At 71.2% G+C, this 12,233-nt stretch carries 13 protein-coding genes; 6 read left to right on the top strand and 7 right to left on the bottom strand.

Annotation, left to right across the window (positions count from 1 at the left end; translation table 11 throughout):
• The first annotated feature begins 85 nt into the window (after positions 1-85).
• On the top strand, positions 86-967 hold the full coding sequence (locus VHD82_RS21895) for a MurR/RpiR family transcriptional regulator (protein ID WP_325706869.1): 882 nt from the start codon (positions 86-88) through the stop codon (positions 965-967).
• Here VHD82_RS21895 and VHD82_RS21890 read toward each other — a convergent pair.
• Positions 897-1,634 (bottom strand): HAD family phosphatase, encoded by a 738-nt coding sequence (locus VHD82_RS21890; protein ID WP_325706866.1) that lies wholly within the window; start codon positions 1,632-1,634, stop codon positions 897-899. The genes VHD82_RS21895 and VHD82_RS21890 overlap by 71 nt on opposite strands.
• Before the next feature lie 93 nt (positions 1,635-1,727).
• On the opposite strand from VHD82_RS21890, the gene VHD82_RS21885 reads away from it, so the two are divergent.
• Complete coding sequence (locus tag VHD82_RS21885) at positions 1,728-2,567, top strand: metallophosphoesterase (RefSeq protein ID WP_325706863.1); 840 nt, start codon at positions 1,728-1,730, stop codon at positions 2,565-2,567.
• Here the strand turns inward: VHD82_RS21885 and VHD82_RS21880 are convergent.
• Entirely contained in the window at positions 2,456-3,925 is a 1,470-nt protein-coding gene (locus tag VHD82_RS21880) for an MFS transporter (RefSeq protein WP_325706860.1), read from the bottom strand. The genes VHD82_RS21885 and VHD82_RS21880 overlap by 112 nt on opposite strands.
• 91 nt (positions 3,926-4,016) lie before the next feature.
• Here VHD82_RS21880 and VHD82_RS21875 point away from each other — a divergent pair, with 91 nt between their 5' ends.
• A complete protein-coding gene (locus VHD82_RS21875; protein ID WP_325706857.1) occupies positions 4,017-4,352 on the top strand; it encodes a metalloregulator ArsR/SmtB family transcription factor in 336 nt (111 codons plus the stop codon).
• A 289-nt stretch (positions 4,353-4,641) separates the two neighbouring features.
• Here the strand turns inward: VHD82_RS21875 and VHD82_RS21870 are convergent, their stop codons facing one another.
• Positions 4,642-5,844, bottom strand: coding sequence for a cysteine desulfurase-like protein (locus VHD82_RS21870; protein WP_325706854.1), 1,203 nt, complete (start codon positions 5,842-5,844; stop codon positions 4,642-4,644).
• A gap of 17 nt (positions 5,845-5,861) precedes the next feature.
• Complete coding sequence (locus tag VHD82_RS21865) at positions 5,862-6,128, bottom strand: hypothetical protein (RefSeq protein WP_325706852.1); 267 nt, start codon at positions 6,126-6,128, stop codon at positions 5,862-5,864.
• A 126-nt stretch (positions 6,129-6,254) separates the two neighbouring features.
• Here VHD82_RS21865 and VHD82_RS21860 point away from each other — a divergent pair, with 126 nt between their 5' ends.
• The 3 genes from VHD82_RS21860 (at position 6,255) to VHD82_RS21850 (ending at position 9,157) form a co-directional block, all read left to right on the top strand.
• Complete coding sequence (locus VHD82_RS21860; protein ID WP_325706849.1) at positions 6,255-6,464, top strand: hypothetical protein; 210 nt, start codon at positions 6,255-6,257, stop codon at positions 6,462-6,464.
• Positions 6,465-6,584: 120 nt separating this feature from the next.
• Complete coding sequence (locus VHD82_RS21855; protein WP_325706846.1) at positions 6,585-7,751, top strand: CoA transferase; 1,167 nt, start codon at positions 6,585-6,587, stop codon at positions 7,749-7,751.
• The gene (locus VHD82_RS21850) at positions 7,748-9,157 is read left to right on the top strand and encodes an amidohydrolase family protein (protein WP_325706843.1); all 1,410 of its coding nucleotides are present in this window, start codon (positions 7,748-7,750) and stop codon (positions 9,155-9,157) included. The genes VHD82_RS21855 and VHD82_RS21850 overlap by 4 nt, the downstream gene beginning before the upstream one ends.
• A gap of 9 nt (positions 9,158-9,166) precedes the next feature.
• Here VHD82_RS21850 and VHD82_RS21845 read toward each other — a convergent pair whose 3' ends face one another.
• The 3 genes from VHD82_RS21845 to VHD82_RS21835 all read right to left on the bottom strand — a co-directional run bounded on the left by VHD82_RS21845 (position 9,167) and on the right by VHD82_RS21835 (position 11,997).
• On the bottom strand, positions 9,167-10,021 hold the full coding sequence (locus VHD82_RS21845; protein ID WP_325706840.1) for a class I SAM-dependent methyltransferase: 855 nt from the start codon (positions 10,019-10,021) through the stop codon (positions 9,167-9,169).
• 87 nt (positions 10,022-10,108) lie between these two features.
• A complete protein-coding gene (locus VHD82_RS21840) occupies positions 10,109-11,275 on the bottom strand; it encodes a fumarylacetoacetate hydrolase family protein (RefSeq protein WP_325706837.1) in 1,167 nt (388 codons plus the stop codon).
• 119 nt (positions 11,276-11,394) lie between these two features.
• Complete coding sequence (locus VHD82_RS21835; RefSeq protein WP_325706834.1) at positions 11,395-11,997, bottom strand: TetR/AcrR family transcriptional regulator; 603 nt, start codon at positions 11,995-11,997, stop codon at positions 11,395-11,397.
• Positions 11,998-12,233: the final 236 nt, after the last annotated feature.

Below are 12,233 nucleotides of genomic sequence, written 5' to 3'. Positions count from 1 at the left end.
CCGATCATGACCCGTGGCGCGGGGCCGTGTCATTCCCCCTCCCCCCGGGTAGGCTCGTGCGCCGGCTTGACGAGGGGAAACGAGGGTGACCACCGAGACACCAGCCGAGGAACAGCGAGTGCCGGGCGCCGTCGCGGAGCGGGCGCGGGCGGCGCTCGGGTCGCTGCCGCGTAGCGAGGCGCGGGTGGTGCAGGCGCTGCTCGCGCACGGCTCGGACGTGATCCGGATGTCGGTCAGCGAGATCGCCGCCGCGGCGGGCACCGGGGTGGGCACCGTCGTGCGGGCCTGCCAGAGCCTCGGGTTCAAGGGCTTCCAGGACGCGAAGATAGCGCTGACGCAGGATCTCGCACCGCTGGTCGGCGAACGCTCGCCAGAGCACATCGACCTCGGCGACCGGCCGGATCAAGTGCTCGCGAAGCTGGCCGCCAGCAGCGGGGAAGCGCTTTCCCGCGCCCCGGTCAGCGTCGACCCGAAGGCGCTCGGGCAGGCTGTCGAACTGCTCCGGGCCGCACCGCGCGTGCTGCTGCTCGGCGTCGGGACGAGTTCGCCGCTCACCCAGGACATGGCCTACCGGCTGCTGACCATCGGCGTCTCCGCCGAAGCGCCCGCCGACGTGCACGTCCAGCACGTGCGCGCGAGGCTGCTGCGGCCGGGCGACGTCGCGATCGCCGTCAGTCACACCGGCGCGACGCGCGAAACGGTGGACGCGGCGCGCGGCGCGAAGGAGGCCGGCGCCGGCATCATCGCCGTGACCAGCTACAGCACCACCCCGCTCACCGAGGTCGCGAACGTGGCGCTGGTGGCGGGCGGGCTGGAAACCCGTTATCGCGTCGAGGCGATGGCCAGCAGGCTGGCGCATCTGCTGGTGCTGGACGCGCTGTTGATCAGCCTCGTGCTCACCGACCCCGGCCGTTCGGAGGCGGCGCAGGCACTGGCCGCGAACGTGCTGGCGGAACATCGCTTCTGACGAACTGCCCGACAGCGGGGTCGCCCATCGCCGTCACGTACAGCACCGGCCGGTTCCGCGCCGGCCACGGCAGTGGCGCGAGCGCGGGCCAGCCGCTCGCGGTGACCACGACGACGGCCAGCCCGGCGGCCTGCGCGGCGAGCGCGCCGGCGGCCGAATCCTCAAGGGCCACAACGTTTTCCGGCCGTGCGTCCAGCTCCCGGCAGGCGGCGAGGTAAACGTCCGGCGCCGGTTTCGGCCTGACGACCCGATCCGCGCTGACCACGGTCTCGAAGTTCTCCAGCAGGCCCGAACCGGCCAGCATGACCGCGAGCACGTCCGCGGGCGCGTTCGACGCCACCCCCATCGGCAGCGCGCCACGCAACCGGCGCAGCAGCGCCGGAACGCCGGGCAACACCGGCGGCGGGCAGGCACGGATCGCGGCCGACAGCTCCTCGCGCACCGCGTCCGCAAGCTCCTCGCGTCGCTCCGGCGCGCCCGCCCAGCCCGCGATCAGGCCCGCCCCGGACGCGACGGAACTGCCCACGAGTTCCGCCTGTTCCCGCACGCCCAGCCGGAGACCGGCCCGCGCCGCGGCCGCGTCGAACCCCCGCGCCCAGGCACGGGCGGTGTCCAGCAGCAGCCCGTCGCAGTCGAAAACCGCTGCCTCGTATGCCAGTTCGGTCAAGACCCGACCCCTTCGTCGCCTGCGCGGACCATGACGAAGGATATTCCATAGACTGTCATCGACGGAATAACTTTCCACCCGGAGGGGCCCGAGATGGACGGAAGAGTGCGGCTGGGCGTGGTGACCGACAGCCACGTGTCGGAGCCGGGCGTCGCCGACACGTACTTCAACAACCGGGTCCACCTTGGCCACTCGCGCACCTTGCTGACCGACGCGCTCAGCTGGCTGACCCCGCGCGCGGACGCGTTGGTGTTGCTGGGCGATCTCACCCAGTCGGCGAGGCCGGAGGAGTTCCGGTTCCTGCTCGACGAGCTGACCGCGACCGGGCTGCCCTGCTACGTCGTGCCCGGCAACCACGACTGCCCCACTCCGGCCGACGACGAGCTTCTGGCCGGTCACCTCAAGAGTGCCGAGCGCGTCCGCGTGCCGGCGCACGAGCCGCTGGGCCCGGCGCTGCTCACCGCGGGCCACCTCACCAGGTCAGCCGACGGTGGTTACCACAACCGGCTGGAATCCCCCGCACCCGCGCGCCTTCCGGTGGTGCTGACGCATTTCCCCGTGCTGAGCCTGCGCCCGGCGATCGAGGAGCGGCGCTGGCAGTACGCGGGCGACCTGGTGAACCGGGTGGGGCTGGAGCGAACGCTGGGTTCGCTGCCGGAGCCGGTGCTGGTGCTGCACGGGCACCTGCACACCAGGGCCGAGACCGTCGCGGGCAACATCCTGCAGCTGAGCATGGGCGCGCTCGCCGAGGCCCCACACGATGCCGCGCTCGTGACGATCGAGGCGGACGCGCGCGGCCTGCGGGTCACGCGGGAATGCCATCAGGTGTTCCGGCCCGCACCGGGTGTCCGGCCCGCCGTGCTCGCCCCGGAACGGTCCGCGTTCACCTTCTCCGGCAAGGAATGGCGCCCGGAGCTGGAATCCGGCGGCTGAGCGACAGCCGCGAGCACTTGGACCAGTACGGTCATCGCCACCACGATGCCCAGTGCGATCCACATCGTCAGCTGCGCGGCAGCGGCATAGCCCGCCCGGCCGGGGTTCGGCCCGAGCGCGGTGAAGAACAGCGCGCCGAGCACGGCGACACCGGTCACGCTCGCGAACTGCTGGGTGGTGGACAACAGCCCGGACGCGGCGCCCGCCCGCGCCGGCGCCACACCGGCCATCGGCGCGCCGATCAGCGACGGCAGGATCAGCCCGTTGCCGAGTCCCATCAAGGCGATCGCGAACACCAGCCACGGGACCGTGCCGCCGCCACCCAGCCCGATCGCGATGAGCAGCAGGCTCGAAGCCGTCAGCAGGCAGCCGAGAATCAGCACCCGCATGCCGAACCTGCCCACCAGCTTTCGCCCACCGAGCGACGCGCCCATCGCCAGCACCGCCATCGGCGCGAAGCACAGGCCGGCGTGCAGCGAGGTGAGACCAAGACCGTTCTGCAGCACCAAACTCAGCACGAAAACCGTGCTGGCGAAGAACAACATGAACGCGGCGTTGACAGCGAGCCCGACGTTGAACACCGGGCTGCGGAACAACGTGAGGTCCAGCAGCGGCTGGCCACCACCGGCGGTCAGCCTGCGTTCCCACCACACGGCCACCGTCATCGCCGGCACCGACGCGGCCAGCAGCACCCAGGCCCACACCGGCCAGCCGAGATCCCGGCCGAGCACCAAGGGCACCAGCGCGAACGCGAACGAACCGGAAATCGCCAGCACACCGGCAAGATCCAGGCTCGGCCGGCGTCCGGTGAAGGTACGCGGCAGCATGCGCAGCGCGCCCGCGAACACGATCAGCCCGACCGGCACGTTGACCAGGAAGATGATCCGCCAGCCGAGGCCGAACACATCGGCCACCAGCAGCAGGCCGCCCAGCACCTGACCGCAGATCCCGGACAGGCCGCCGATCACGCCGTACCAGGACAGCGCCCGCGGCCGGCCGGCGGCCGGGACGGCCGAGGTGATCAGCGCGAGGCCCTGCGGGACCATGGCGGCCGCGGTGAAACCCTGCACCAGGCGGGCACCGACCAGCTCGCCCGGGTTCTGCGCCAGTGAGCACAGCGCGGAGGCGAGCGTGAAACCGGCGACGCCGATCAGGAAGATCCGCCGGTAACCGAAAAGGTCGCCGAGGCGCCCGCCGGTGACCAGCCCGGCGGCGAAGCTGAACACATACCCGCCGACGACCAGTTCGAGCGCCGCCGGTCCGGCCTGCAACTCGTGCTGCAGCGAGGGAATCGCGACGTTGACCACGTTGCCGTCGAAGCCGTACAGGAAGTAGGCGGCGAGGATCACGGGCAGCATCAGCACGCTCCTGATGTTCGATGATTGTCGATCACGTCGAAAGTCATCGAACACTATCACGCTCATCGAACAACAGGGTATAGTCGGGAGCATGAGCGTTGCCGTTGTGGAACAGGCCCATCCGGCGGTCGGCGAGCTGCGGCTGTCGAAGGTGCTCGCCGCCCTGGCCGACCCGGGCCGGCTGGCCACCGTGCGCGCGCTGGCCCAGCAGGGCGAGTCGGCATGCACCCGGCTACAGGAAGAGGCGGGGCTGGAAATCAGCCGGTCCACGTTCTCGCACCACCAGAAGGTGCTGCGGGAGGCCGGCATCCTGCAGGCCAGGGTGCAGGGCGCGGAGCGCATCCTGTCGTTGCGCCGCGAAGACCTCAACGGCCGCTTCCCCGGCCTGCTCGACGCCGTACTGGACGCCGCGGACGAGCACCTCTAAGTGATCAGTTCAGCATGAGTTTGCGGAGGCAGATGATCGAGCGAGCCAGGCGAAGGTGCCTTCGACCGGCCAGCGGACGGCGCCCAGGCCGAGGCTGGCGGTTACGGGGATGATGCCGTGGTGGCGGACGAGGTGCCGCTCTTTGTTGTGGTCGTAGCCGCGATCAGCGTGGAATCAGCGCCTCAGGCCGGGCCCACAGCTGATCGGGCATGGTTTCCGCACGCACCCGATGATCTTGGACCACCCACCTGCACGCCGTCAGGCTGACAGCCGCCTCATCCTGAACTGATCACCAAGCCAGCTCCGCCACCGCGTCCAGCAACCGCTGCACGTCGTTTTCGTTGGTATAAGGCGCGATTCCCGCCCGGACCGCGCCCGCGTCGCCGAGCCCGAGGTGCCGGGTGCATTCCACGGCGTAGAAGCTCCCCGCGGGCGCGTTCACCCCGCGCGCGCCGAGCGCCCGGTAGACATCGGCGGAGTCGTGCTCTGCCAAGGAGAACAGTACGGTCGGCGCGCGATGGCGGTCCGGCGCGCCGTAGCGGATGACGCCGGGGATCGCGCTGAGGCCGTCGTCGAGCGAGCGCAGCAATCCTTCCTCGTACCGTTCCAGCTCCGCCATCGAACGAACCAGCCGTTCCCGCCGGGATCCGTTGCCCGGCATCAGATCGGCGAGGAAATCGATGGCGGCCGTGGTGCCCGCCAGCAGCTCGTAGGGCAGGGTGCCGAGTTCGAAGCGTTCGGGCACCGCGTCGGTGGACGGCAGCAGCTTGTCCGGGCGCAACGTCTCCAGCAGAGCGGGGCGGGCCGACACGAAACCCAGGTGCGGGCCCAGGAACTTGTACGGCGAACAGGCGTAGAAGTCGGCCCCGATCGCCGTGACGTCCACCGGTGCGTGCGGGGTCAGGTGCACACCATCCACATAGGACAGTGCACCCGCCGCACGGGCTTTCGCCGTGATGGCCGCCAGATCGGGCCTCGTACCCAGCAGGTTCGACGCCGCCGTGACGGCCACGAGCCGCGTCCGCTCCGACAGCAGGCCCGTGACGGCTTCGACCGGCAGCTCACCGGTCGCCGGGTCGAACCCGGCCCACCGCACCGCACAGCCGCGGGCCTCCGCCGCCTGCACCCAGGGCCGGATGTTCGCGTCGTGGTCCAGCCTGGTGACCACGATCTCGTCCCCCGGCCGCCAGTTCTTCGCCAGTGCGCGGGAAAAATCATAGGTCAGCTGGGTCATGCTGCGGCCGAACACGATGCCCGGCGGCACCCCGCCGACCAGGTCCGCGGCCGCGCCACGAGCCGCGGTGACGATCTCCTCGGCCCGCCGTTCGGCCGCGGTGACACTCCCCCGGTTCGCGACCGCGGAAACCAGCGTGGCGGCGACCGCTTCGCCCACCACGCCCGGGACCTGCGAGCCGCCCGGTCCGTCGAAATGCGCCGCGCCGTCGGCGAGCGCGGGGAACTGCTTGCGTACGGAGTCCACGTCGTAGGCCACGACTCCAGGATGCCTGATCAGCCGGACGCGAACCGCCCTTGCCACGTCGCGGCTGTCGCGCAAGCTTCGGCTTCGGTGCCACGCGCATGCTCGACGACCGCACCGTCGCGCCAGAGCATGACCGCGGCGACCCCGGGAGCGACCGGGGTCAGCCCGATCTGCCAGTGGTGCCCGCCGTGCCGGAACTCCCGCTCGGCGAGCACCCAGCGGCCGTCGGTGGTGGTACTGACCTGCCAGGCCGGATCGCGGCCCAGGTCGGCAACGGATTGCGGATGACCGTCCACGGCATCCACTGTGACACAGCCGCCGGCCCCGGAGCGGACGGCACGCTGCTCGGTGTTCGCCCAACGCACGCGACGCGGCGGCGAGGAGCTCCGCCCGGCGGGCGGACCGATCGTTAAGGGGATGGCATGACCGAAGCGCGCGATCTCGCCTACCGGATGTACGAAGCCTTCAACGGCAACAACTTCGACGCGGCGGGCGAGATCTTCGCAGTGTTCTCCGCCGAGGAGTTCACCTTCATGGAGATCTTCCGGGTCGCAGACGGCCGGATCGCCGAGCGCCGGGGCGTGACCCCGCAGAGCGCCGCCGACGCCGTGCGCGCGGCCGCGGGCTCCTGATCGGCCGACCTCCGGCGACTCCTCGATTCGTCCACAATGGACTGCGTGCGCCAGGCCACCCGGCCGGGTCGAGGGACTGACGGGTGGGCGGCGGCACCGGGGACGGCATATCATCGCGCGGTGGACGAAACCGCGGCCCGGGACTGGGCGGAGAGCGGCGCCGCGTGGCTGACCGGCCATCCGGACGGCCCACCCTTACTGCCGCCCGGCAACGCGGCGACCTGGGCCAGGCGGATGACCGACCACATCGAGGCCGCCAGCGGCGTCGACCTCGACGGCGCCACCCTGCTCAGCGAGCGCGCGGCGTTCACCGGCGCGCGGCGGCACGGCGCCTGTTCGGCAGGCGGCGCGTGCCGGCTGCTGCCCACCCTGGACGGCTGGGCGGCGGTGTCCAACGCCCGCCCCGATGACCCGATGCTGCTCAGCGCCCTGATCAGCGGTGCGCCCGACGAAAATCTGGACAATGCCCTCGCGGACTGGGTGCGTGCCCATCCCGGCGCGGAGCTGGACGAGCGCGCGGGTCTGTTGTCGGTGGCGGCGTCCTCGTGCATGCCGCGCGCTTTCACCGTGCCCGAGCCGGGACAGCCGCGGCCGGTCGAGGATTTGCTGGTGGTGGATTTCAGTGCGCTGTGGGCGGGCCCGCTGTGCGGGCACCTGCTGGCGCTGGCCGGCGCACGGGTGGTGAAAGTCGAGACGCCACAACGGCCGGACGGGGCGCGTTACGGCAACAAGGATTTCTACGACCTTCTCCACGGCGGCACCCGTTCGGTCGTGCTGGACCCGCGAGAACCGGCACAGCGGCGGGCGCTGCAGGCGTTGGTGGCGAAGGCGGACATCGTGATCGAGGCGTCGCGCCCACGGGCGCTGGCCGGATTCGGGCTGGACGCCGCGGAGTTCGTCGCGAACGGTGGCACCTGGGTGTCGATCACCGCCTGGGGCCGGGACAGCGACCGGGTGGGCTTCGGCGACGATGTCGCGGCGGCGTCGGGTCTCATCGCGCGGGACGGCTCCGGGCTGCCGGTGTTCTGCGGCGACGCGATCGCCGATCCGTTGACCGGATTGACAGCGGCGGCGCTGGCGATGAGTGACCCGGGGCGGGGCGTGTTGTGGGAGGTCCCGATGGCGGGGGTCGTGAGCGCCACGGTCCCCGAGCCCTGGCCGGTGGCGCCGTCGGAAACGGCGTGGGACGCGGTGCCGCCGGTCGCCAGGAAGCCGCTCTCGGCAGCGCCCGCGCCAGGCGCCGACACCGCGGAAGTGTTGTCTTCGTTGAGGATTCCGGTGCCATGAGCTCCGGCTATCTGCTGCGCGACGTCGAGGTGGACGGCGCCACCGTCGACGTCCGGATCGTGGACAGGCTGATCACGGCGATCGGTCCTGGGCTGGACAGCGACGGCGCGGTGGTCGTCGAAGGACGGGGCCGCGCGCTGGTGCCCGGGCTCGTCGACCCCCACATCCACCTGCTGGCGCTGGCAGCCGAGCTGCGTTCGGTGCGCTGCGGCCCGCCTCAGGTGCGTGATGCCGACGGCCTGCGGGCGGCCCTCGCCGGGGCGGAACCGGACCGGCACGGCTGGATTCGCGGCACCGGTTACATCGAACGCGTCGCCGGTCCGCTGAACCGGTGGAAACTGGACGAATTGTATGCGACCGGACCGCTGCGGATCCAGCACCGCAGCGGCGCGATGTGGATGCTCAACTCCGCGGCCGCGCTCGCCGTGGGCCTGGAGAACGCCGACCTGCCAGGCGTGGAGCGCGATGGCGACGGCCGGGCCACCGGTCGCGTGTGGCGCGGGGACAGCTGGCTGCGCGAACAGCTCCCGCCCACCGATCCCCCGGCGCTCGACGTCGTGGGCCGCACGCTGACCAGGTACGGGATCACCGCGGTGGCCGACGCGACCCCGGACCTCGACGCCGGCGCCGTCTCGATCATCACCGCCGCACGGCGGGACGGCAGCCTGCCGCAGGAGGTGCTGCTGCTCGGGGCGCCCATCGAAGAAGCAGGGCACCCCGGGCCGTACAAGATCGTCATCGCGGACTCGTCGCTGCCCGGGATCGACGAACTCGTGACGCGCATCCAGGCAGCGCACGCCGCGGGCAGACCCGTTGCGGTGCATTGTGTTTCCCGGGAGGCGTTGTTCCTGCTCACCGCCGCGCTCGACGAGGCGGGAACCCTTGCCGGGGACCGGATCGAGCACGCCTCCGTGGTGCCGGAGGAGGCGATTCCGTTGCTGCGCGAGCTCGGCGTGCGGGTGGTGACGCAGCCGGGCTTCCTCGCCGACCGGGGCGACGACTACCTGCGTGAAGTCGAGCCGGAGGATCAGCCCGGGTTGTACCGGGTGGCTTCGCTTGTAGCGGCCGGAGTTCCGGTGGCGTTGTCGAGCGACGCGCCCTACGGGCCGCTGAATCCCTGGGAAGTCATCGCCGCCGCGGCGAACCGGCGCACGGCGTCCGGGCAGCGCATCGGCGCCGCGGAGGCGATCGAGCCCCTTGCGGCACTTGAGCGGTACCTGTGTCCGCTGGACGATCCCGGTGGGCCGCCCCGGCGGGTTGCCGTCGGGGCGGTCGCAGATCTGGCGTTGCTGGCCGCGCCGCTGGCCGAAGTGCTCGGTGCGGATGTGGACCCGGTCCGGGCGGTTTTCGTTGCCGGGCGGCGCCTGCCGACATGCACCTCCGAGGGAATGCCTGTCACCGGCTGACGCCGGCGCTCACCCGGCCACCAAGAACGCCGACGTGGAAACCACACCGCGCAAGGAAAACCGCGTCTCCCCGGCCAGGTGCGCGTCGAGCGCCTGCTGCACCCCGGGCCACCCGGGATCGCCATAGTCATCCATCACGACCACCGCGCCAGGCGCGGCGATCCGCTCGGCCCACGCCAGATCCGCGGCCACTCCCGCCAGGGAATGATCGCCGTCGATGATCACGAGATCGAAGAAATCACCGACCGCGGACCGCACCGACGGATCGCTCGACAACCCGCGCTCCACCCGGACCCGGTCGAGATCCACGCCCCCGAACCGCAGGTTCACCAGCAGCGTGCCGAGCGTGACCGGGGTGCCGGACGGGTCCGTCGCACGCTCCCGCTCCGGCTGCAGCTGCACCGTCTCCAGCGGGTCGACGATCACCAGGTCGTGCGCGTGCCCGTAGCGCAGCAACTGCTGGTGGAACCCGGCCGCGAACACCCCGAACAGGGTCCCGATCTCCAGCACCCTCACCGGCCTGGAACGCGCCGGGAGCAACAGCGGCGCCGCGACCAGCTTGCCGAGGATGTTGCTGGTGGTGCCCGCGATCCGGCCGACACACCGGCCCTCCAGCCCGACGAGCATGCGGTAGGCCTGCGCGACATGCGGCACGGCATCCGCGACCCCCGTGGTGTCCCGCACCTGCGCTGCCAGCAGATCAAGCTGCGCCCGGGTCAGCGTCCGGTCGTTGAGCCGTCCGGCCGGCCCATACAGCAACTCGGAGCCGACGTCATCGATGTGGTTGCGCACGGCCACCCGCGCCGCGACGGCGGTGACCACCTTTTCCGCGGCAGGGCGGAGCGCGGACCTCAGCAAGCCCATAACGCGCAGGGTATGCGCCCCTGGCGGAGATCGCAGAAGGAGCACACCCGGGTAGGATCATCCACTTCGGACTGTCGGCGGCAGGGGTCAGAGCGCGCCCCGCCCGGCCAGGTTGCGCATCAGTTCCCCGATGCCGAACGACCAGTCCGGCGCCTTTTCCGCGGTCGTCACCACGTTCACCAGCGAACCGAGCGCGGGCGAGGAGATGCGCACGACGTCCCCGAGCTTGTGCGTGAAGCCCTGGCCGGGCTCGTCCCGGTCCTCCGTCGGCGCGAACATGGTGCCGGTGAACAACACGAACCCGTCCGGATAACGGTGGTGCGGCCCGAAAGCGTGCGAGATCAGCTCGGTGACGTCCCGGCTGATCTCGCTCACCGGATTGACCCCGTGCAGCACGAACCCGTCACTGCCGGTGATGTCGAGCGACACCTCGGTGCGGCGTGCATCGTCGAGGGTGTAGTGCTCGTCGAACAGCCGCAGGAACGGACCGATCGCGCAGGAGGAGTTGTTGTCCTTGGCCTCGGTGAGCAAGAGCGCGCTCCGGCCCTCGAAATCCCGGAGGTTCACGTCGTTGCCGAGGGTGGCGGCGACGGGCGCGCCTGCCGACGTCACCGCCAGCACCAGCTCGGGCTCCGGGTTGTTCCAGCTCGACCGGGCGAGCACGCCGATCTCGGCGCCGGTGCCGACGGCCGAAAGCACGGGCGCCTTGGTGAAGATCTCCGGATCCGGCCCGATGCCGACCTCCAGGTACTGCGACCAAAGCCCTTCCGCGACAAGGACTTCCTTCACCCGGGCCGCCTCGTCCGAGCCCGGCCGCAGCTGCGCGATCCGGCCCCGCACGGCGGCACCGACGCGGGCGCGGATCTCCCCGGCCCGCGCCGGATCCCCCGCCGCGCGTTCCTCGATCACCCGCTCCAGCATACTGCGCACGAACGTGACCCCGGCCGCCTTGACCACCTGAAGATCCACCGGGGCAAGGAAACGCGCGGTTTCCGCGCCGGACAGGGTCGCCTCCAGCAGCTCGCCGAGCGGCCATGAGCGACCGCCCTCGGCGGAACGCGCGACCGCCACGGCATCCGCGCGTTCCAGCAGCGCGGCGACAGTCGGGGCCACGGCCGTCAGGTCGACGACGCGCTCGCCGCGGACGGCGGCAACGCAAGGACCGCCGACCTCGGGGTCGAAAACGCGCGCGAGCAGCGTGGCGCGGTCGGCGTCATCGGGCAGGCTCCGGCCGGCGTGCGTTCTGAGGTCCACGAACTCAACCTGCCATCGTCATACACACCCGGTCAATGCTCCGAGGAGATCGTCGGCAGGGCGTCCGGCGCGCAGCTCCCGACGGAGGCGACAGACTGTCCACTTAGGTCGCCTGAGCCTCACCCGTGGTTGGCGAGGAAGTCGTCGACCAGCCGGGCGCAGTACCGCTTGTCGTTGGGGCGCCTGGTGATCAGTGCGTTGAACAGCAGCGGCCCGACCAGTTGCGCGGCCGCTTCGTCGATGTCGCGTTCGGACGGTGCGCCGCCGGCGGCCAGGCATTCGGCGAGCACAGTGTGGAACGGGCCGCGATAGTTCTCGATGATGTGCTCGCGCAGCGCGCCGAGCCTGCTGCGCTCGTCGTTGTCCGCCGGTGTGTCCGCCGAGAGGCCGGTCGTCGCCATCCAGACCACCGCCGCCATCGTCGGCGCGCTCTCGATCTGCCCGGCCTGCGCCACCACCAGCCGCAGCAGACGCTGTCGCACCGGGCCGCCGCCCGCCGGCAATCCCAACGGGGGCAACAGTTCCTGGAACGCGGCGGCCAGCAGCTCGGTGTTGTTCCGGAAATGCCGGTACAGCGTGGAGCGGGCCACCCCGCTGCGCGCGGTGACCGCCTCGATGGTGACCTGCTTGAACCCGCCCTCGGACAGCAACGCTACCGCGGCGGACAGGATCGCCGAGCGCGAACGGTCCAGCCGCGGGTCCTGGCTGCGCTGCGTGGTCACCACCGGATTCTGCCTCACCCGCCGTCGAAGACAAGATTCAGGACTATCGGTACTGCTACGATACCGGTGGTTTCGTTTCCCGTCGGAACGAGGTGGCATGACACCCCTTGTGTCAACCTCTAGATCAGAATCAGGCCGCGACCTGCTGATCGATGAGGTGTTGAGCGCCGCCGTGCAGAGCGTGGTTGTAGGGGGTTGCGTTTTGCCAGCAGCGCCAGATCACCCGCACCCAGGCC

The organism is Amycolatopsis sp., assembly GCF_035546795.1.
Taxonomy (GTDB): domain Bacteria; phylum Actinomycetota; class Actinomycetes; order Mycobacteriales; family Pseudonocardiaceae; genus Amycolatopsis_E.
This window is presented reverse-complemented; position numbering and strand designations above follow the sequence as displayed.

Bases quoted from the DNA above. Each gene is read 5' to 3' on its own strand.
- VHD82_RS21845 (WP_325706840.1), bottom strand. From the start codon at position 10,021: ATGGGCTTGCTGAGGTCCGCGCTCCGCCCTGCCGCGGAAAAGGTGGTC.
- VHD82_RS21875 (WP_325706857.1), top strand. From the start codon at position 4,017: ATGAGCGTTGCCGTTGTGGAACAGGCCCATCCGGCGGTCGGCGAGCTG.
- VHD82_RS21860 (WP_325706849.1), top strand. From the start codon at position 6,255: ATGACCGAAGCGCGCGATCTCGCCTACCGGATGTACGAAGCCTTCAAC.
- VHD82_RS21880 (WP_325706860.1), bottom strand. From the start codon at position 3,925: ATGCTGCCCGTGATCCTCGCCGCCTACTTCCTGTACGGCTTCGACGGC.
- VHD82_RS21850 (WP_325706843.1), top strand. From the start codon at position 7,748: ATGAGCTCCGGCTATCTGCTGCGCGACGTCGAGGTGGACGGCGCCACC.
- VHD82_RS21885 (WP_325706863.1), top strand. From the start codon at position 1,728: ATGGACGGAAGAGTGCGGCTGGGCGTGGTGACCGACAGCCACGTGTCG.